This is a genomic window from Salinimicrobium sediminilitoris (genome assembly GCF_020866905.1).
GTDB lineage: Bacteria > Bacteroidota > Bacteroidia > Flavobacteriales > Flavobacteriaceae > Salinimicrobium > Salinimicrobium sediminilitoris.
Genome location: NZ_JAIVCC010000005.1, coordinates 558,708 through 579,562 on the forward strand (window position 1 = coordinate 558,708; position 20,855 = coordinate 579,562).

17 protein-coding genes are annotated in these 20,855 nt (G+C 42.0%); 6 read left to right on the top strand and 11 right to left on the bottom strand.

Features of this window, described 5'->3' with window-relative positions:
* Positions 1-33 precede the first annotated feature (33 nt).
* Positions 34-528 carry a RidA family protein gene (locus LA313_RS07665; protein ID WP_228914091.1) on the top strand — a complete coding sequence of 165 codons (495 nt, stop codon included), beginning with the start codon at positions 34-36 and terminating at the stop codon, positions 526-528.
* A gap of 211 nt (positions 529-739) precedes the next feature.
* Here the strand turns inward: LA313_RS07665 and LA313_RS07670 are convergent, their stop codons facing one another.
* Positions 740-1,270, bottom strand: a complete 531-nt coding sequence (locus tag LA313_RS07670) for a hypothetical protein (RefSeq protein WP_228914092.1) — start codon at positions 1,268-1,270, stop codon at positions 740-742.
* Positions 1,271-1,638: 368 nt separating this feature from the next.
* Positions 1,639-2,091 (bottom strand): DUF1569 domain-containing protein, encoded by a 453-nt coding sequence (locus LA313_RS07675; protein WP_228914093.1) that lies wholly within the window; start codon positions 2,089-2,091, stop codon positions 1,639-1,641.
* Positions 2,092-2,368: 277 nt separating this feature from the next.
* Between LA313_RS07675 and LA313_RS07680 the strand changes: the two genes are divergently transcribed.
* Positions 2,369-2,860, top strand: a complete 492-nt coding sequence (locus tag LA313_RS07680; RefSeq protein WP_228914094.1) for a CIA30 family protein — start codon at positions 2,369-2,371, stop codon at positions 2,858-2,860.
* Here the strand turns inward: LA313_RS07680 and LA313_RS07685 are convergent.
* Together LA313_RS07685 and LA313_RS07690 are read right to left on the bottom strand one after the other, a co-directional pair.
* A complete protein-coding gene (locus LA313_RS07685; RefSeq protein ID WP_228914095.1) occupies positions 2,826-3,527 on the bottom strand; it encodes a transposase in 702 nt (233 codons plus the stop codon). The two genes, LA313_RS07680 and LA313_RS07685, sit on opposite strands and share 35 nt — an antisense overlap.
* Before the next feature lie 34 nt (positions 3,528-3,561).
* Positions 3,562-4,326 (bottom strand): DUF6090 family protein, encoded by a 765-nt coding sequence (locus LA313_RS07690; protein WP_228914096.1) that lies wholly within the window; start codon positions 4,324-4,326, stop codon positions 3,562-3,564.
* A gap of 288 nt (positions 4,327-4,614) precedes the next feature.
* Between LA313_RS07690 and LA313_RS07695 the strand changes: the two genes are divergently transcribed.
* Entirely contained in the window at positions 4,615-5,691 is a 1,077-nt protein-coding gene (locus LA313_RS07695) for a hypothetical protein (RefSeq protein WP_228914097.1), read from the top strand.
* A 150-nt stretch (positions 5,692-5,841) separates the two neighbouring features.
* Here the strand turns inward: LA313_RS07695 and LA313_RS07700 are convergent, their stop codons facing one another.
* From LA313_RS07700 to LA313_RS07710, 3 genes are all read right to left on the bottom strand, one after another.
* Positions 5,842-7,905, bottom strand: coding sequence for a M13 family metallopeptidase (locus tag LA313_RS07700; RefSeq protein WP_228914098.1), 2,064 nt, complete (start codon positions 7,903-7,905; stop codon positions 5,842-5,844).
* Between the two features lie 68 nt (positions 7,906-7,973).
* Positions 7,974-8,468: a nuclear transport factor 2 family protein gene (locus LA313_RS07705; protein WP_228914099.1), complete on the bottom strand. Its 495-nt coding sequence runs from the start codon at positions 8,466-8,468 to the stop codon at positions 7,974-7,976.
* 667 nt (positions 8,469-9,135) lie between these two features.
* Complete coding sequence (locus tag LA313_RS07710; protein ID WP_228914100.1) at positions 9,136-10,650, bottom strand: carboxypeptidase-like regulatory domain-containing protein; 1,515 nt, start codon at positions 10,648-10,650, stop codon at positions 9,136-9,138.
* Between the two features lie 139 nt (positions 10,651-10,789).
* On the opposite strand from LA313_RS07710, the gene LA313_RS07715 reads away from it, so the two are divergent.
* On the top strand, positions 10,790-12,295 hold the full coding sequence (locus LA313_RS07715) for an FAD-dependent oxidoreductase (protein ID WP_228914101.1): 1,506 nt from the start codon (positions 10,790-10,792) through the stop codon (positions 12,293-12,295).
* Between the two features lie 4 nt (positions 12,296-12,299).
* Positions 12,300-12,650, top strand: coding sequence for a hypothetical protein (locus tag LA313_RS07720; protein WP_228914102.1), 351 nt, complete (start codon positions 12,300-12,302; stop codon positions 12,648-12,650).
* A gap of 120 nt (positions 12,651-12,770) precedes the next feature.
* Here the strand turns inward: LA313_RS07720 and LA313_RS07725 are convergent, their stop codons facing one another.
* Both LA313_RS07725 and LA313_RS07730 read right to left on the bottom strand, forming a co-directional pair.
* A complete protein-coding gene (locus LA313_RS07725; RefSeq protein WP_228914103.1) occupies positions 12,771-13,724 on the bottom strand; it encodes an ion channel in 954 nt (317 codons plus the stop codon).
* Between the two features lie 17 nt (positions 13,725-13,741).
* Positions 13,742-16,096: a multicopper oxidase domain-containing protein gene (locus LA313_RS07730; RefSeq protein ID WP_228914104.1), complete on the bottom strand. Its 2,355-nt coding sequence runs from the start codon at positions 16,094-16,096 to the stop codon at positions 13,742-13,744.
* A 230-nt stretch (positions 16,097-16,326) separates the two neighbouring features.
* On the opposite strand from LA313_RS07730, the gene LA313_RS07735 reads away from it, so the two are divergent.
* Positions 16,327-17,640, top strand: a complete 1,314-nt coding sequence (locus LA313_RS07735; protein WP_228914105.1) for a PQQ-dependent sugar dehydrogenase — start codon at positions 16,327-16,329, stop codon at positions 17,638-17,640.
* A 452-nt stretch (positions 17,641-18,092) separates the two neighbouring features.
* Here LA313_RS07735 and LA313_RS07740 read toward each other — a convergent pair whose 3' ends face one another.
* Positions 18,093-20,459, bottom strand: coding sequence for a TonB-dependent receptor (locus LA313_RS07740; RefSeq protein ID WP_228914106.1), 2,367 nt, complete (start codon positions 20,457-20,459; stop codon positions 18,093-18,095).
* Positions 20,456-20,851 (bottom strand): transmembrane 220 family protein, encoded by a 396-nt coding sequence (locus LA313_RS07745; protein WP_228914107.1) that lies wholly within the window; start codon positions 20,849-20,851, stop codon positions 20,456-20,458. Before LA313_RS07745 ends, LA313_RS07740 begins: the two co-directional genes overlap by 4 nt.
* Positions 20,852-20,855 lie beyond the last annotated feature (4 nt).

The following is a 20,855-nucleotide window of genomic DNA, read 5'->3' on the forward strand; positions in this document are numbered from 1 at the left end:
TTTCATTATCTTTTACCTTCTAAAACGCCAACCATGAAAAAATTTCTCTTTTTACTGCTCCTTATTGCCGGTCCGGTGTGGGCGCAGACTCCCGAAGAACGCATTGCAGAAATGGGCATCACCTTACCCGAAGTTCGGCAACCCTCGGCCAATTTTGTGAAGTGGAGACAGGTGGGGAACCTGCTGTTCTTAGCCGGGGAAGGCAGTCCCGAAAAAGGCACTTTGGGAAAGGATCTCACCACCCAGGAAGGTTATGACGCGGCAAGAAATACCGGCATCAGGATCCTTGCCACTCTTAAAGCGGCGACGGGAGATCTCGACAGGATCAAGCAGTTCGTGAAGGTGCGGGGCATGGTGAATTCAGCACCCGATTTCTATGAACAGCCACAGGTGATCAACGGCTTTTCTGATCTTATGTTCGAAGTCTTCGGGGAAAGTGGGAAACATGCACGGGCCGCAGTGGGTCACGTGAGCTTACCCTCCAATATCGCAGTAGAGATCGAAGTGGTGGTGGAGCTAAAGGAATAAAGGGACAGAAGAAAAAGAGGCCGACTCACTGGACCGTAATTGGTCAAGTTGAACTTATTTCAGCTTCTCTTTTATTCGATATAGTTTTTCAGTTTGTTAAAGATCCTGAAATAAATTCAGAATGACGTGTTTTCAGCGTTTTAGACACCTCTCAAAAATGCCATTTTTGAGAGGTATTTTAAGTCAGCAGGCTAAAATGTCTCAATGGTTTTTAGTCATTCTTTATTATATAGTAGTGTACATCTACCAGTTCATAGGAGTCGATAATTACGACATCCCGCGACTCCTCCTGGTCATAAGTTAAGATACAACTGGAGTTGGCAGCAATTTCATAACAGGGAATCGAGGCGTTTTGAGAAAAACTACTGGTGGTCTGGAGTCCGTCAACATTTACCGTAAGCACAGGTACTCCGGAAACAGCGTAATTGTTAGGATTGGTAAGCTCAATTTCAAATTCCAGCCTGGAGGTATTGCTTCCTGTGTCTGGTGTGAATTCGAATTTTAAAACTTCATAGGAAAAATCTTCTAATTGAGGGGGTTCAATTTCTTTTGCTTTTGTAGGCTCGGGAGTATCACAGGTAACTTCCTGGGTAGTATTATAGCTGTAAGACTGACCATTCACGTAATAAAATTGAGGAATAGTAATGGTTTTCATACACTCCTCCTCACTATCATCCGAAGAGCATCCAAACCATAAAACTGCAGTTAAAAATAATACAGGGAATTTTAATATTTTATTCATTTTCATAAGGTGTTTAATAACTCCCGGGGAGTGGGTACATAGTTCTTATTCAGTATAAATATCTAAAATAAATAACCGGATTTTAGATCAACCGCCTGATCCACCGGTTATTTTCTTTTTAATGAAGTTTCAGCATTAGATCTCAAAGAACCCGATTTCAGCTTTTTTGACCAGAATATAAATTGCGAATAATAAAATAGCAGTCGCAAGTGTAAATTTGCGGTTTTTAGAATTTTTGTCTTTTTTTTCCATTTTGGACCTGTTTGTATATTGGTAACCAATTGGTTTAAAATGTTACACTTTCTTCAATTTTCAGTTTAATTACCTGCAAATCAGGTTATTTATTTTAAGAAACTGACACTATTTGTTCAAATTCCAAATTGCCGCAAATGATGATCGGAATGTTTGTGAACTAAAATTCCTATCTGCTCTTTTGTCATTGTGCCGAAAAAGTCATGGACAAATTCCGGATTGTTGAAATTTTTATATTCCTTTAGCAGGGAAATCCATTTTAATTTCTCGGCTTCCAAATCGGAAAATTGGTTCTTCGCTTTGAACTGCTCTGAAGTAGGAATGTTTTTATCAAAAGGTTCTTCGTTTTTTATCATCCTCTTTAATGCGATTTTCCCGAATATTTTTCCCAGGAATGTTTGTTTATAAGTGTGCGCATCTTTTCCCAGGATCCACTCATTCCAGTAAGTATTATGCTTTAGCATTTGGTGAACGTTCATTTGTCCCCATTCCGCTTTATTGCTTTCCTTTATTTGTCCAATCCGGTCGATTAGATGTTGCCTGATAGTGTGGTCGAAAACTGTTTGCATTCTCTGAATTCTATTGATGATCTCTTAACCAGATAAAATTAATCTACTCTCTACTAACTGGTAGGGAAGAAATTGCTTTAAATGTAAGAGAAAAATCTCTTCAAGTGTGAAGGGGAATTATTAAAAAACCTGCTTCATGTTTATTGAATTGGTTTTGAATTTCAGTATTAAAATTAAGTATTAAATTAGGAGGTCTGTAATGACGGCAAGGGTGGTGAATAATTAATGACAGGTTATGGTGGCAGTTCTAATTATTTCTATGATCTTAAATTCCTCAATGATGATACAACTCATATTTGATTTTAATAAAGAATCTAACATTCGGGAATGGGTGATCGTGGATGATGTTGTGATGGGAGGACGATCCTCAGGTGAGATCAGCCTGAATGAGGACGGCCACGGAGTTTTTGAAGGGGAGGTTTCCCTTGAGAACAATGGCGGCTTCTCCTCGGTGCGTTACAGGACAGGAAGAATTGCGGTAAAGGATCATTCAAAAGTCGTGGTAAGATTGAAGGGGGACGGCAAAGAATACCAGTTCAGAATTAAAGGCGATACGGGGGATGAATATTCTTATGTAGTTCCGTTTTCAACTTCGGGAAAATGGGAGGAAATAGAAATTGAGCTAAAAGACATGTATCCCACTTTTAGAGGGAGAAAATTAGATATGCCCAATTTTTCAAATGATCATTTTGAAGAGATTGCTTTTTTGATCGGCAACAAAAAGAAGGAGAAATTCAAACTTGTGATCGACAGGATAGAGCTGAGGTAGAATTTTTTATTCTTTGGAGCAGAAATATCAAATCAATTTGAATATTTACGGAAATTTCTTCTTTCCAATTTGCCGGATTGTTTTTGATGTAGGTTGAAATGGTTTTAAATGCTCTATCATTCCTGATGATTATATCATGAAATCTTGTTTGCCATTCAAATTCATATCCCAGCCTGTGGGCATGTTTTGTAGTGGCAGATTTATAGGATCTAATGATGGTTGAAATGGAATTGGATTTTGGGGAGATCTTTGCCATTTGGAGATTTTTTTGGGGATGCGGCTGAGACGTTGCATGCAACGTCTGTACGGGATCTTTGGGATGATTCCCGGGGGGATCATTTTTCTTCTCCTCATCATTTCCTTCGGAAATTTTTTCTTCTCTCGAAATTTCCGGATTATCAAGAATCAGAATGCCGTGAATGTGATTTGGCATCACGATAAAATTTCCTAATTCTACGTGAGAGGCGTGGTGAGGGATCTCATGCCATAGCTTTTCTGCAATTGCCCCTGTGGGGGAGAATTGCATTTTCCCGTTTTTGATCTCTCCAAAATAATGTCTTCTATTGGCGGTGCAGATGGTGATGAAATAGGCAGCATTCCACCTGTAGTCCCAGTTCTCAAATCTGGTAGATTTTATTCGGTATTTATTTTTAAAAAGGTTTGCCATTCTTAAACGTTTTCAATTCGGAAGGAAGAATTTTTCACTCATCTATTTCATTTTCAATAGAAGCAATGATATCTTTTATCTTTTGTTTTACCCCTTCGGACTGCTCATTGGTATAGGCAGTAAAGCTTATCATCTGTAACAGGTAATCTTCAAAATCGGGATGTCTTAAAAGTGGTCTGAAGTCGGCCTGAGGCACCAGGTCCTTCATGTTCTGATATTCCGTAAGGCTGCCCATGGTCAGTTTGGCGCGTAATTCTTCGTCGTCCAGGAGCACCATCATCATGCGGCCTATCTGGTAATGTTCGATCAGAAAGGGGATCAGGCGTTCTTCGGTCAGGTTGAAGATGGCCACTTCCTCTTCTTTCAATTCACTCAGGGAACTCGAGAATGCCGAGACTTTATTTCTCAGCTCAAGGTTCTCAAGTAAATACAGTTTGCCCGAATTTATCAATTCATTACTAACGCTTAGCTCGGGATCGAAGGTGGGTCTTATTGAAATTCTGAAAAGGTGTGCGTCCAGGCTATCTCCAGATACTGTGGCGGGATCTTGCTTTTTGTATTGCAGCAGACTCAAACAGGAATTAAGCACCTCGTTCCTTATTTCTATCTTATCCTCGATCTGGGAGAGGTTGCTCCTGTATTCTTTTGAGAGCTGCGACAAGATCTGCTGCTCCTGGCTTCGGTTCTGTCGGTCCTGGTTCCAGCTATTGATCTGTAAGGCTATAAGGATCCCAAGGACCACAAGAATTATTTCCCCAACCGCATACAGCAGGTAACTAGTGAATTTGTTTCTGGTCAATAAGGCCTGACGAATCTTTCTAAAGATAGTAAGCACGCTTCCAAAGAATTAGTGCTATTAAAGATAAGGTATAAAAATTAACAGGAGTCGGTTAATTGATTTTAAGCCTAGTCAAAAATGACATTTTTGGGAAGTATTGAGAACTTTCAGTTATTCATTTATGGTTGTCAAAACAATAATTCGACACTATAATTGATATTATGAATTGTTTATATATATTCACAACTGCTAATTTTTTAAGAATCAGGTTTTTTATTTATAAATACTATCTTTAATAATTAAATCATTATGAATTTTTCACCGTATTTCAGGAATTTTTTATCATTTCTCTTTTTGTTTTCATTGATTTTTATCACAGTCTCATGCGGTAAAGATGAGGTGATTGACGATGATAACTCGAATGATGAAGATGAGGTGATTGATGAGGAAATCTTCGAGTTGGAAGAAAATTTAATGTTAGATGAAAGTCGTCAATTCTTAAATTATGTGATTCCGCAAACAGAATACGATCTTTTTCTTGCAGATCGAGGTGATTACACAATTGTTACAGAAAAAGTATATGAATACTTCAAAGATGATTTTGATTTTATATTCATTTTTGCGGATGAAGATGTCAAGCCTGATGGTTCACCCTATGGTACGAATAGATCTGCGAAACGAGACATTGATGGTTTAGGAGGCATTTTGTATGACGAAACAGCAACTTATGGTTCAGCCGGCAGATTAAAAAGCGTTCTGTATCTACCTTTAATAAGATATCTGCGAAGTGGCCCATTTTTACATGAAATTGCTCATCACTGGGCTAACAAAGGATTTATCCCATCAACGGTAGCCAGTCACTGGGGATATTCCAGTGCAGGAGGGCAGTTAGGTGGGTTTGATGAATTGGTAGACCTTGGAAATGGTTCATATTTGGGTAAATTAAATGGAAATGAGGGCTTTGGTACTGTCGCGAATGGAGGTAATAGTATACCTTATTCTAATGTCGAATTGTATTTAATGGGGATGATTCCAGAATCTGATCTTGAGGTAATTTATGTAGCAGAAAATCCGGAAAATGCTGAGGGAATTGGGGTTTTCACGGCAGATAAAATTACATCTTACACACCAGCAACTTTAATTAGCCAACATGGAGCAAGATCGCCTTCATATGCTAATTCACAAAAAGCATTTAAAGCCATAACGGTAATCATTTCTACAAGTCCTATTTCGGATGAAAGAAAAGAAATGGCTATCTCTAATCTTAAAAATTTTGTAAAACAAGGTGAACCGTCCGCTGAATGGGGCAATTCGAATAATTTCTGGATGGCAACAGGTGGTGTAGGATCGTTTGATGTTAATATCAATATTGAAAATTTGAAATAGAGATATGGCTACAGCGTCTCGAAAAATGCAAGTTGCATTCGGGAAATTTAAATTGATGAATTAAAAAACCCCTCCAAAAGAAGGGGCTTAAAATATTGTTTCCATTAGAGATTCCGATCCCGAAGCCTCGGGATCGGAATGACATAAGTATTACCAGATCTTCACCCGGTTCTCAGGTTTCACATACATCTTATCACCTTCCTGAATATTGAATGCTTCATAGAAAGCATCAATATTTTGAAGAGGCACATAAGCACGGTATTCTCCCGGAGAATGTGGATCTGTTTTGATCTTGTTTTTCAAAGCTTCTTCTCTCATCTTAGTTCTCCACACGGTTGCCCAGCTCATAAAGAAACGTTGTTCTGGCGTAAAGCCATCAATTTCTCCGGGGTTCCCATGCTCCTCAAGGTGGATCTGAAGTCCGTCATAAGCGGCGCTCACTCCTCCAAGGTCTCCAATGTTCTCACCTAAAGTAAATTTTCCATTGATGTAGACCGAGTCAAGCACTTCAATGGCGCTGTATTGGTCGGCCAGTCTTCCCCCAAGGGTTTCGAACTGCTCCAGGTCTTTTTCGCTCCACCAGTTGTTCAGGTTTCCGTCGGCATCAAATCTTGAACCGCTGTCGTCAAAACCGTGAGAGATCTCGTGGCCAATAACGGCACCAATTCCGCCATAATTAACTGCAGCATCAGCTTTATAATCGTAGAACGGCGGCTGCAGGATAGCAGCAGGGAATACGATCTCGTTGTAAAGCGGGTTGTAATAAGCATTCACGATTTGTGGCGCCATAAACCATTCGCTTTTGTCTACAGGCTTACCAAGTTCTGCGATGTCTTCTTCAACGTTCCATTTTGCTGCATTAAGCATGTTCTGGAAGTAGGAACCACCATTAGCAGGTTCTTTGATCTCCACGCTGCTGTAGTCTTTCCACTCATCTGGATATCCAACTTTGATCTGGGTAGTAGCCAGTTTCTGCTTCGCTTTAACCTTGGTGCTGTCGCTCATCCAGCTAAGGTTGTCGATGCGATTTTCAAAGGCTTTTACTACGTTTTGGATCATTTCTTCGGCTTTCTGCTTAGCTTCAGCCGGGAAATGTTCTTCTACATATAATTTCCCAAGGGCTTCTCCAATTGTGCTGTTGATGGTCGCAAGGGCGCGCTCATTCCGTGGTAATTGTTTTTGTGCGCCGCGAAGGGTTTTTTCGTAGAACTCCCAGTTTGCATCCTCGATCTCTGTGGTCAACATACCTGCTGCGTCATCAAAAAGAGACCAGCGCAGATATTCTTTCCAGTCCTCTACATTTTGAGAAGCAAGCGTGTTTTGAACTGCCTCCATGTATCGCGGCTGACTCACAATGATGGTATCGACATTGGCAGCACCAATAGCTTCAAAATAACGGTTCCAGTTGATCGCAGGAACTTTGTTCTGAAGTTCGGCAGTCGTCATAGGATTATAAGTTTTGCGGGCATCACGACGCTCAACTTTGTCAAGACGTGGTTGTGCAAGTGCAGTTTCAAATTCAAGAATGGTCTTAGCTTTTTGTGCTGCCTCTTCTTTAGAATCCCCTAAGTACTGAAGCATCCTGGTGATGTGTGCCACATATTTCTCACGCTTGTCTTTTGAGTCGGCATCTTCAGCAATGTAGTAATCCCTGTCTGGCAGTCCAAGACCTCCCGGAGCAAGATATGCTGCGTTCATGTTTGAATTCTTTGCATCGGCACCTACACCAAAGCTGAAGAATCCTCCACCGCCGTACATCTGCATTTCCTGAAGATAATTTTGAACGTCTTCTTTGGTCTTTATAGCCGCAATTTTATCCAGGTAAGGCTGAATTGGTTGTATTCCCTGCTCGTTACGGGCCACAGTGTCCATGATGGTCTTGTACAGGTAAACTGCTTTGGCCTGGTCACTATTAGCGTCAAGATCTTCGCTGTTTGCAGCAGCTTCAAGAAGGGCAAGAGCATCCTTATCTGTTTTTTCCCGTAATTCGTTAAAGCTTCCCCATGTTGTTTTGTCTTCGGGGATCTCATTGGTATCCAGCCAGCGGCCGTTCACATACCTGAAGAAATTTTCCTGCGGGGCCACTGTGGTATCCATATAGGCAAGATTGATCCCGCGTTGTTCTTCGGCTTCTACTTCTTTATCATTTTTACAGCCGGTAACAACCGCTGTTGCCATAAGAGTAAGAAGGAAACCTTTACTAAATTTATTCATATTCATGTTAATTTTTAAAAGTGGCGTAAAATAAGAAAAAGGATCCAAATTTTACCTTTTTATAGAACTTAGTGAGATCTTATTTTGGAAATAAAAGCTTTGTCAAAATCGGCTTTTAGAGAGGTAACAGCGGCCATATTTTCATTGGGTATGGCGATGGAAAGAACGTAGTGCTTTATTCTCCACTTTCCGTTTTCTTTTACCACTACGCCCGAGCCGCGGCAAATACCCATTTGAGTATCCAGCAACTCGTCAAACCAGGAAATTTCGGCATCATCGGCAAAATATATATTCCTTTCCAGAGTGGAAAAGCTCCAGGCTTTCCCGCGGTCAAAATAGGATTTTGACCATTCCATGAATTCTTGTTTGTTCCAGTTCTCTGTAGCATCTGTACCAATGAAAACAGATTCAGCAGCCATTAAGCTGAAGTATTCCTCGTAATTAGCTTCGGCTGCGGCCTTGTGCCACTCTTCAAGAAGGTGGTTTACGTGAGGCTCTTCAGCCTGACCGAAAGCGAAGCCCCCGAAAAAAAGCACGAGGGCCAAAAAAGAGATTTTTTGCATGTGTTTAGATTTTTATGAAAGATAAGGAATTTTGAAAATCGTAATTCTGTAGTTGGTTGAAACGTAACGCTGCATGTTAATTATTCCGCTTATAATTATTGGGCTAAAGCCCTTTTTATCCCGGAGACTTTTGATCCACCACCTGAAGGTGGCGGCAATTTATTTCTCTATTTAAACTTTAAGAATGACATACTTAACTGCCTACGGCTTTAGCCGGAGGTTAAAGACATACTGCAAAGGCCTTGGCCGGTCTATACGAACAGTGCATTTATATTCTTCTGCCTAATCATTGGGCTAAAGCCTTTTATTTAGGAAACCTTTGATCCACCACTAGAAGGTGGCAGCAAAGTATTTCTCTATTTAAACTTTAAGATGGCATACTTAAATTGCCTCCGGCTTTAGCCGGAGGTTAAAGAAATACTGCAAAGGCCTTGGCCGGTCTATACCAACAGTGCATTTATATTCTTCTGCCTATAATCATTGGGCTAAAGCCTTTTATTTAGGAAACCTTTGATCCACCACTAGAAGGTGGCAGCAATTTATTTCTCTATTTAAACTTTAAAGATGGCATACTTAAATTGCCTCCGGCTTTAGCAGGAGGATCAAAAAGATAATACAAAAGGCCTTTAGGCCAAACCCGATTTAACTTCGAACCGGGAATTAAGATTTAGATCTCGTCCTCTCCGGCATCAAGGGCAACAAAGTTTCTTATCGCCTCGTTGGGTTCAATAATATTGTACCCGCTCCAGAATTCGGGATTATAGACCTTGAAAGTCTCGTACTGGAAATCTTCGGGTTCCGGAATTTCAGAAAGTGCGGCCGCAGGCATAGTCTCAGATTCATAAACCACCAGTTGCAATTTATTCACCTGGCTTATGTTGAATTTAAGGTCCAGGTCCAGTTCATTCTGCTTACGGCGGCCGGGAACGTGCTTGTTCTTTTCGATGATGGTAAGTGGGCGGTCAATCCCAACAGATTCGCCGGTCTCCCGTTCAAGATAACTTAGGTTGTACTTTCCTGCTTCATCTTTTACAAAGATCATCTTGCCCCGGTAAACGTCATCTTTGGTGCTTATTCCAAAAAGGCGGAATTTCTTCAGCGGTTTTACATTTTCATATTCCAGGCGGTGGACCCCATAATCCTCTGTATTTACATAGATCCTGCCTTTAAAATCGGCTCCCCTTTTTGGTTCAAAATCGATGATGTAAACTGTAGCATTGTCTATCCAGGCATAGCCGTTTTGAGTAAACCTGTACTTGTTAGCCTTGTCAAAAAGGTTAAAAGTGATGTCTTCTTTCCAGAACATCCCGTCCATAAGTCTGTTTATCCTGGAATTAGAGTTCTTTTTGAGATTCTTTTTCCTTTCAGCAAGAATTTTTTCTTTTTCTACGGGAGTTTTTTCTTTCTTTTCCTCTTTTACTACTAATTCCTCTTTAAGTTCTTCCTCATCGACCTTTACCCCGATGATCCCCGAACGTATCTTGAGGTAAGAACGGTCTTTAAGAGTGTTCATAAAAAGGGAATTCAAGTGGTCTGTCACCTGTTCCAGGGATTGTGTGCTCTGTGGATCGTAAAGACTTGCAGCTTTTATAATATTTACTTTCTGGCTGTCAAAGTTCCCGTACATATCGGCCAGGATTTCTCTATAAGAATCTGATACTTTTGGAATTTTGGCAGAGATCTCGTTCATGAGGGCCTGATCTATACCGGCAATTGTACTTTTGTCCACTTCGAGGTCGAACCGGCGCACATAACTAATATCCGACTCTCTTAAAAAGATCCTCTTCCTGCTGTTGTCAAAATTGTAGTTGTTATAAACCTCTTCTTTTACTTTCTTAATGATCTCTTTTGCTGAAAGGTTTTTGTTCGAAAGAAAAACTTCGCGCAATTCTATGGTAGCAGGCTTTAGAAAAATGATCCCTTCGGAAATTTCTTTGGGGGCGATCTCAAGCAGTTCATAACCCAGGGAGGAGATCTTGATAATTTCGGGAGATTTTTCCTTTTGGGGGTTATAGCTGAAGGTCCCTTCTTCATTGGTCACCAGTCCCCGGTTTTCGGCAAAGATCACATTGGCGTAAGGAATAGGTTGTTTCGTGGCTGCGTCGAGTACCTGCGCGCGTATCTCCTGGGCTTGTAAAAACTGCACCTGAAGCAGCAACAGAAAGAAAAGAAGGAATCTCATAGTGAACGGTTTATTCTAAGACGAATATGGGTTATAAATGTTACAAATTGTGATTTGAATTTCAGCATTAACAAAAAACTAACTAAAAACAATTGGCAGCAGGATGAAGGGTTTTCTAACTTTATAGAAAAGCCAATCTATGACACGATCTATCTGGAAATCAACAGCAGAAAAAACTAATTTCCCGACATTAAAAGAATATATCAATACAGAAATTGCTATAGTAGGAGGTGGTATTACAGGAGTCACTGCAGCATACCTGTTGGCAAAGTCGGGTAGAAAGGTAGTCCTGCTGGAGGCAGGTACTATAAGCGGAGGAACCACAGGTGATTCTACCGGGAATCTTTATTCTATGATTGACAAACGCCTGCATCACATCCAGAGCAAGTGGGATAAGGAAACAGCATCAAATGTTGCCCGGTCAAGAGGACAGGCCGTAGACCTGGTCGAGAGGTTGGTGAACGAGCATCAAATTGACTGCAGTTTCAAGCGCGTGCCCTGGTATTTGTTCAGCGAGACAAATGAGAAAGATGAAGTAATTGAGAAGGAGATCGATGCCGCTGCAGATTATGGACTTCCCATAGAGGAATTACATGAATTGCCTCTCCCGGTTAAGGTGAGTAAGGCTATAAAGGTCAAAGGACAGGCACAATTTAATCCGGCAGCCTTTGTAAGTGGCCTGGCAGAAAAAATAGATCCTGCAAACTGCAGGATATTTGAAAATTCTGAGGTACATCATATTGAAAAAGAAGAGGAATTGGTGTTGTCTACCGCTACGGGAACAGTGACTGCTCAAAAAGTCATTTTAGCCACTCATACTCCCAAAGGAATTTATGGATTACAAACTGCTCTTTACCCATACCGTGAATACGCGATCGCGGCTAAACTTAATTCCGGAGATTTCCCGGATGGGATCTACTGGGATACAGAAGCCGATTTCCACACTTCCCTGCGTACCTATAGTAAAGGAAATGACAAGTACGTGCTTGTGCTGGGAGGACATCACAAGGTAGGGCAGGAGGATGATTACAGTCGTTTCTTTAGAAAGCTTGAACAGAATGCACGAAAATATTTCGATGTTTCAGAGATCGAGTATGAATGGAGTGCCCAGCACTACAAACCTGCAGATGGATTACCTTATATTGGAGAGAGTTCAGACGACAACATCTACATCGCTACCGGTTTTTCTACAGACGGGCTCACTTATGGAGTGCTTTCGGCAATGATCCTGGATGATCAGTTTAACGGCAGGGAAAACCAGTGGAGCGATCTCTACAAAGCCTCAAGGTTTACTCCCGTTAAATCTGCTAAAAATTTTATCAAGGAAAATATCAACGTAGCAAAGCAGTATCTTAAAGACCTTCCCGGAAAGGCCGAAGCCGATTCCTTTGATGAGATCGCGGTAGGGCAGGGAAAAGTAGTGGTAGTTGACGATGAAAAATGGGCAGTTTTTAAAGATGAAACGGGGCAGGTGCATTGCCAGTCGGCCGTGTGTACACACATGGATTGCATTGTGGACTGGAACGATGCCGAGAAAAGCTGGGATTGTCCATGTCATGGAAGCCGCTTTCAAGCTACCGGAGAGGTTATAGAAGGCCCTGCATTTTCCCCGCTGGACAAGAGGAACCTTGATAAAAAAGAATGATATTATGGTAATTACTGCAATTGTATTCATTAGTCTCGCTGTTTTACTCGGGCTTTACCTGATAAGTTTCGTTTTAAAGAAGAAAATTCCGCCTAAAGGAGTAGCTATAGTCCATGGCTCTCTGGCTGTTCTGGGAATTCTTATTCTTATTATTTACGCATTAACTACAACTTCTCATCATAAGCATTGGGATAGTATTATCATCTTTCTCCTTGCGGCAACGGGAGGGGTTTATCTCTTTTACAAGGATATTCGCCACCTTAAGATCCCGAAGTGGGTAGCCTTGATACATGGCGCCCTTGGGCTATTCGGTCTTGGCTGGATTTTGTATCACGTTATTGGTGGCACCCATTGACCTTTATCCAAAGGTGAAGTGCCGGCCGATGTTCCTTTTTTATTGATTCTTATTTTAAATATGTGCCCCTGCTTGTTTATTAATTTAAAACCAATGCCATGACAGGCTATAGACATTTTTTCAATCCTCCTTCACGTGACCCCAGTTCAAACTTTCGCTTTGCAACAGGGAAGATAAGATATCTCTTCTCTGGTCAAGGTCATATAGGTCTGTTTGTTCCTGTTTGTCACTCGAAGTTCGATCTTCATTGGGAAGAGAAGCTGAAAAATTCTCTTTTAAGTGCATTAAAAGATTTGTCATGGTACTTCTTAATAGCTGCAGCTCTTCCTTTTCATTTTGAGACCTTTCATTGGACTTAAGCAGGAGGGTAAGGGCTTCATCCAGCCGCACAAAATTAAGGCTAAGACAGTTTTCGGGATTTGAGTGGCTAAAGAAATGTACCACAGGATATGCCTGGTGGCTCACAAGATGATTATCGATCTTTTCCTGTAACGAAAGTACTTGTTGATCCCTGTAAGAGCTGTTTACTTTCTCGAGCTTATTGGCAATTTCAGAAGGGCTTTTCCCAAGGTTAGAAATACTCCTGGACAGTGTTCTTTTTCGAATGACCGCAGAGGAAACGGAGATCAGGTAAGTCATTGAACTGGTAAAGAAAATAAAGCCGAAAAAGGAAAATAAACTTGTTAGTATCTCAAAGAAGGGGGTGATAGGTTTAAAATTTCCCATGCCTAATGTAGAGATCACGTATCCGGTAAAGTAGAGCCTTTCTACCCAATTGGCCGGCCGCGAATCACTATTGGTTATTCCCGAAGGATCATAGGAAAAGACCAGGAACAGCCCCAGCCACACAATAATGATCCACACAAACAGTACTCCCAGATTAACGGTCATGCCGCAGTAGTCAAAGGCTTTCCTGCCAAAAAATCCGGAAGACCAGCGCGTTGCCCGGAAGGAGAGGCTGGCTACTTTTTTAGAAATAGGTCCTGCTCCGCTTCCGGAGAGGGTGGTAAAAAAGAAATCATAGATTACAAATATAAGAAGGAGGAATCCAAGGCTTAAATAAAGTACGTTCATATTTGAATTTTAAATTTTTAGAACCATAGAGAAATACCACCGCCTGCACCAAAACGATTGTCATAGCTTCCCATTAACCTTATTCCTTTGCTAAGCACATACTCGAGACCTACCTGGAATACCGTTTCGGTTTCGTAGTCTTTGCTCTCTTCGAGATCTCCATTCCAGCCAAAATCAATCTGGTATTCATATTCCCCATATAATTCAAGGCGGGGAAAAAGCAAAAGTCCGGCATTAAACGCCAACTGAGGCCGGAGTTTGTGATCAATGCTGAGTTCAGAATCTATTAACAGCGGCAGCAGGTATCTGATGCCGCCAATGGCAGTAGATTCCAGTTCATCCAGGTTATCTTCTTCTTCGTTTTCAATACTCCCGCCGGCAAAGACCCTGAAGTAGTCATTGAGGTATCTTTCATAGGTAAGAGTGGCTTCCACGTTTTCATTCCATCCATACTCAGCCCGCAACCTGAATTGGTTTCGAATATTGGTGGTGGTAGCATAAAATTCGGTCATGTGGCTTGCAGCCGATACTTCTCCCCAGGTAAAGTATTCATTCGCTTCTGTTGTTAGATTGGCTAAAGGATATGGTTCCAGCCGCTCATCACGTGGCGTATCGTAACTAAAGACCCGGGCCATACCGCCGTTGAGGTGATAGAGTACATGACAATGAAAGAACCAGTCTCCATATTCGTTGGCATCGAACTCGATCACCGTTTTTTGCATAGGGGCGACATTCACCGTATGCTTTAATGGGGAATATTCTCCATTCTTGTTGATCACTCTAAAGAAATGCCCGTGAAGGTGCATGGGGTGATGCATCATCGTTAGGTTATTCAGGGTAATTCGCACTTTTTGCCCCTGCTCAATTTTAATTTTGTCGGTTTCAGAAAGAGGTACTCCATTAATGCTCCACACGTACCTGTTCATATTTCCTGTGAGGTTGAACAGGATTTCTTTAAGCGGCTGTTCGTCAGAAATAGTGGTAGGTGCTGGGGCTCTGAGGTAATCATAATTGAAGACAGGAGATCCCGCGGTTTTCATGGCGTCGCCTATTACCAGGGAATCGGGCAGCGGCTTTTTTATAGGATCCATCAGGTTGGGATCTTTCATTTTGTCCTGAACCAGAGTATCCCTTTTCATGTCTTCATTCATGTCCATATCATGCTGGGTATGATCCTCTTTCATTTTCATTCCTTCGGAATCCATGTCCATCTCCATGTGATCCATTTCCATGGCATACTTTTTCATCACTTTAATGGAGTCATTTTTCCCGGGTCTGAACTTTGATGCCGGAGCGCCCATTTTCATATCCATGGCCATCATCTTTTTCATCATCTCAATCAGGTCAGGTTCGGGGACTACCGGGGCAGGTATAATTTCTCCTTCTCCTATATATGCTGAAGCATGTCCCGAACCATCCTGGGAAGTGGCACGAATTTCCAGTTTTCCACTTTCCGGAACAGTGACAATGAAGTCATAGGTCTCTGCAACAGCGATAAGGGTCTTGTTCTTTTTTACCGGTACCACATCCAGCCCATCGGCAGCAACCAAAAAAGGATCTTCTCCCCCAAAGGTGAGCCAGAAGTAGGACGCTGCAGAGGCATTGACAAATCGGAGCCGTACCTTTTCTCCCGATTCAAAATCAGGATACTGCTGTTCCGGGAGTCCGTTTACCAGGAAAAGATCATGGTAGTTATCAGAAATAGCCATATCGGGCATGCGTTGCCAGCTCATTTTGAGTTTGGCTCCCAGCGCGTTTTTAGCCAGGACTTTATTTAGACTTTGTACCTGCCCCTTCTTGATCAGGTACCATTCATTGCCTCTTTTGAGATTCCGAAGCTGTTCATGAGGTTTTTCATCCATCCAGTCTGAAAGGACCAGGACAAGATCTTTATCATATTCCATGCTTTGCTCCCGCGGATTGATCTGGATAGAACCGTACACCCCGCGTTGCTCCTGAAGTCCTGTGTGAGAGTGATACCAGTAGGTGCCCGACTGCTTCAGGGCAAATTCGTAAGTGAAGGTCTCTCCCGGTCTTATGGGCGGAGTGGTGAGATAAGGTACGCCATCAAAGAAATTCGGAAGTAAAAGTCCGTGCCAGTGCACCGAAGTTTCCACATCCATCTTGTTGGTAACATGGATCTTCGCATACTCTCCTTCGGTGAACTCCAAGACGGGACCGGGTATGCCGCCATTGATGGTCATGGCCTTGACCGGGTCTCCGGTGAGATTGACCATTTCTTCATCTATGGTCAGTTCATATTCATGCACCGGCCAGTTATCGACATTGCCTTCAACAGATTGAGGACGTTGAGCAAACGATTGAAAAGAAAATGTGAGAGTAAGGAAGATAGGGAGAAGAAGATTTTTCATTACATTTTCTTCAGGTTTACAGGAATAGGGATTTCTTACAAGTTAGTCAGCTTCTACCGTTTTCTGTATGAAAGTACTGTTAAAACTCTCCCGGTTAAAAAATTCCGAAGCATGGGAAAATCCACTTCTTTTCCGGTTTGTGACACTTTGCTTAACAGGAACTTAACCAAGCCCTCCGGATAAATTGATTAACTTATAGATCCTTTAGAAAACCATAAAAATCTATAGTTATGAAAATAAAATTGCTCTTCGTAATGTTTAGTCTCGGGTACGTTCTCACAGGATACTCACAGGGAACAATCGGACTGGAAGTGGTAGCTGACAATCTGGTTTCCCCGGTGGCACTTGTGGAATCTCCGGACGAATCGGGAAGATATTTCATTGTTGATCAGGTAGGTGTGATTAGGATACATACTCCTCAAAAAGGTCTTTTGCGGGAGCCTTTTTTGGATCTGAAGGATAAGATCGTTCCTTTAAAAGACGCCCATGAAGAGAGGGGACTTCTTGGCCTGGCTTTTCACCCTGATTACAGGGAGAACGGTAGGTTCTACGTTTATTACAGTGCGCCTTTGAGTGAAGATGCCCCCGAAAACTGGGATCACACCAGTCATATTTCAGAATTTCAGGTTTCGGCAGATAATCCTAATATGGCCGATAAGGCTTCAGAAAAGATCATTCTGAAGGTCGATCAGCCGCAGGATAATCACAATGCGGGAACTTTGGCATTCGGTCCCGACAATTACCTCTACATTGCTCTTGGCGATGGCGGTGGTGCAAACGATATTGATATGGGCCATGTACCCGACTGGTATGACAAGAACGCGGGTGGAAACGGGCAAGATGTAGAGCAGAATTTACTCGGCAGTATTTTACGAATTGATGTGGATGGGGATGCTCCTTATGCCATTCCTGAAGACAACCCCTTTGTAGACAAAGACGGAATGGATGAGATCTATGCCTATGGTTTGCGAAACCCCTACAGGTTTTCCTTTGACCTTGAAGGAGAGAATGATCTCATTGCCGGTGATGCGGGACAGGTACTATGGGAGGAAGTTAACGTAATTACCAAAGGCGGGAATTATGGATGGAATGTGAAGGAAGGGACACATTGTTTCAATTCCTATAATAACGACAAGGAGAAAAAGGAATGTCCTCAAGAAGATAAGATGGGCAACCCTCTTATAGATCCTGTCATCGAATTTAAACAAGGCGGTACCGACCATGGAGGCAAAGGCCTGGTGGTAATTGGTGGGTATGTCTACAGAGGTGAAATGATTAAAAACCTGGCCGGGAAGTACCTTTTTGGTACCTGGACGCAACATCACGGAAAACCTGCGGGAGCAGTGTTTATGGCAACCCCAAAAGAGACCGGAATGTGGGATTTTCAAGAGCTGAAAATTGCGCAGACCAACTCTACTTCAATAGGTCATTATCTATTGTCCTTTGGCCAGAACAAAGAGGGAGAAATGTTCGTTCTCACTACCGATGAAAATGGCCCGGTGGGCAATACAGGGAAAGTTTTTAAAATGGTTGCAGGAAAGTAAATCGGGTAGGCGTCATTCTGAATTTATTTCAGAATCTTTTCAGTACAAAGTTCGAACTAGAACCTGAAGTAAGTTACCATTGACGTTTTCAATTTTAATAAGGGAGAACTCCCTTCGGTCGATAGATATAAGGTGATTATTTTTTAATTGTTCATTTTTTTGCTGTGCATTCCTCTCCCTATGGTCGTCGGATGCAAGTAAAACGAACCAAAAAATGGACACTTTTTTGATAGGTGTTTCCAATTTTGCTCCCGCAAAATTGGAATCGCGCTCCCCCGGCTAAATTTTCTCCAAGGCTTCAAAAATTTTTAACTCCGGGGGAGCACTACACTTACAGAAAAGATCCTTTACAAGAACTAGTCATATAAACAGGAATATTCCGTCAAAATCATACGCTAGAAAATTTTTTTAGAGGTCTCAGGTTGACGAAAAATCGCATTTATCTAGTGAGATCATATCTCGAACGAAAGAGTCACTCCCATTGTAGCGGGATTACCAAGGTGAACGGCGCCAAAATTATAGCCGTAACTTACATAGTCGGTATCAAAAATATTACGGCCCCAGATCATTAGCTTTATATCCCGGTAAGAGACACCAACATTCCCATTGTACAGGCTGTAAGGCTCCTGCCTTAGATTATTGGCAAGATCGAAATATTGTTCCTCCAGGTACTTCCATTCTGCACGGGCCGTAAATTCCCAATCTTCATTCAGTCCAAGATTTGACTGATATTGGAGAGCGAGCATTGAAGTTACTTCGGGAGTATAGATCTGTTTATTATCCTTAAAATTCACTTCACTTCCATCCTGTGCAATGAGTAAGGATTCATAACTGGCATCAGTGAAACCCAGGTCATAGCTCAATTCCAGTCCGGTTGTTAATAAAGCTCTCAATTCTACTTCCACACCTTTGCTGTTAAGGCTTCCGGTGTTTCGGGTTACGATAACTCCATCGGGCATGACTAAAGTTGGCACCTGTACGTCGGTCACTTCCGTGTAGAACAAAGTGGCATTTACAAGCAGCCTATTGTCCAAAAATGAGTTTTTAGTACCTATTTCAAAGTTGTTACTGAATTCCGGATCGTATTCGTATAAAGGTGGCTGCGAAGGATCTGCACTCAATGGAGTAAGCCCTCCAGCCCTGAAGCCGCGGCTGTAGGTAAAGAAAACAAGGTTTTCTTCTGAAAGATCATAGGTAAGACCGGCCTTGGGCGAAAAGGCGTTAAAGCTTGCAGTAGCGGTAGAGTCCGGTTGATATTCAAAAATAGGTTCGGGTTCTGAGTCGGGCTGATATTCTCCCAAAATAGATTGCTTCTTGTACTCGTAATCATATCTCAAGCCGGCTATCAAACCAAGCTTTTCAGTAACCTCATAATTCAGCTGCCCAAAAAAGGCAATTCCTTTCCCAATTGCTTCACTTGTATTGATGAGGGAATAGTTGATATCTTCAGATCCCATTAATGCTGCATCCTCCCCAAAATGGGTTGCCTGTTTCACGGGGCTCTCCTGGTAGAACATGTAAGTTCCTGCAGTCCATTTCAGGTTCCTGCCGGAGCCGCTGGGAGAGGAGAGCCTAAATTCCTGGGTCGCAACTTTTACCGTATTCCAGTCCCTTCCGTAGTCATTGATAATGGACAGTGCATCGAGAGGGGAGAAGTCTGCATCAATAGGGTTTTGGTAATACCGGTAATTCTGCTGGTAAGCAGTCTGTGAACTAAAGTTGAGGTTTTCCCCTTTATGATCAATGACAAGAGAAGTATTAAAAGTATTGTCCTTCATTGTTGAAAGCTGGTTCTGGTTTAGGGTGTAAGGATTTTCCAGCGCGGCGTCTATCCCCATGTTCAATGGGAAAGCTCCTTCATTTTCTGCTGAAAAATGTTTAAGATTCAGGGTTGCATTCCAGGTTGGGCTAAAAAGGTATTTCAGGTAGTAATTTCCCGAAAAGTTTTTTTGATCATCATAACTGGAACCGGTGAATTCATTGGTGTAAAATCCTTCCCTTTCCTCATATAATCCGGCGGCACCAAAAAATAATTTATCAGTCAGGGGCGTTCTTATTCCTGCCATATATCGCTGTTGGTTGTAATTGCCCAGGGTAGCTTCACCAAATACTGTTGTTTCCTTTTGAGGCTCACGGGTTATAATGTTGATCACACCACCCATAGCATTCCTTCCATAAAGTGTTCCCTGTGGACCGCGTAATACTTCTATTCTCTCAATATCAAAAAGCTGGGTGATATAGGTGTCCAGGTTGTATTGATTTACGCCGTCAATATAGGTTGCAATGGCAGGATCGTAAGAGGTAGTGACAATTCCCCTTATGGAAGTTACAGTCCTTCTATCTCCGGGATCGCTGGCATAGAGGTTCGGGGAAATAGCCGTAAGATCATTCGCATTCTGGATCTGGCTTTGCTTTACGTTTTCATACGAAAGACTGGTAATACTCAATGGTATCTCCTGGATGAGCTCTTCTCTCTTTTGGGCGGTGACTACTACTTCTTTTAACCTTTCCCCTTCAGCAGAGAATATAATCTCAATTTCAACCAACTCTGAATCTATATTCACAATTTGGGTGGTTTCTGAATATCCCCGTTTGCCAAGGCGAATGATGTAAGAGCCATAAGGAACTGCCGAAAAAGAAAAAATTCCCTCTCCGGAAGTTGTGGTCTGGTAGGAGGAATTCAGCAGGTTGACCTGTACATTTTCCAGCGGTTCTGCAGATTCTGAAATTATTTTACCCGTTAGGCGACCTGTTTCCTGTGCGCCTGAAGTCATGGAAATTAAAGTAAAAAATATACTGAAGAGTAGGTAATGTTTCATTGGTTAGTAATTGACTTTTTTTGATTAAAATTTTTACGAAAGATCAGGTTTATCAAGAGGGCAAAGCTCAGGATGAGTAACCCGAAAAATTCCCGGGTGGCTTCGATCCATGGTTTTTCATCTGACATTGATCCGGTAATATCTTCTGCATTGTATAGGGTTATCCAGGAGTTTACCCCATCCGGAATAAAAAATAAATAAATGGCGTAAGACAGGAAGACGAGTAGCCCTAGGTAGTGATATATTTTTTTGTCTTTCCCAAAGACGGCAAGGCTACATACAAGGGCTCCATAGCCATAAATAGCTATCCAAAGGGCCGGGTCCGGGTCATTTAATTGTACAAAGGCGGAGAAAAAGAAGATAATAGCAAAGAGGGCATTAAATATTCTCACAAAT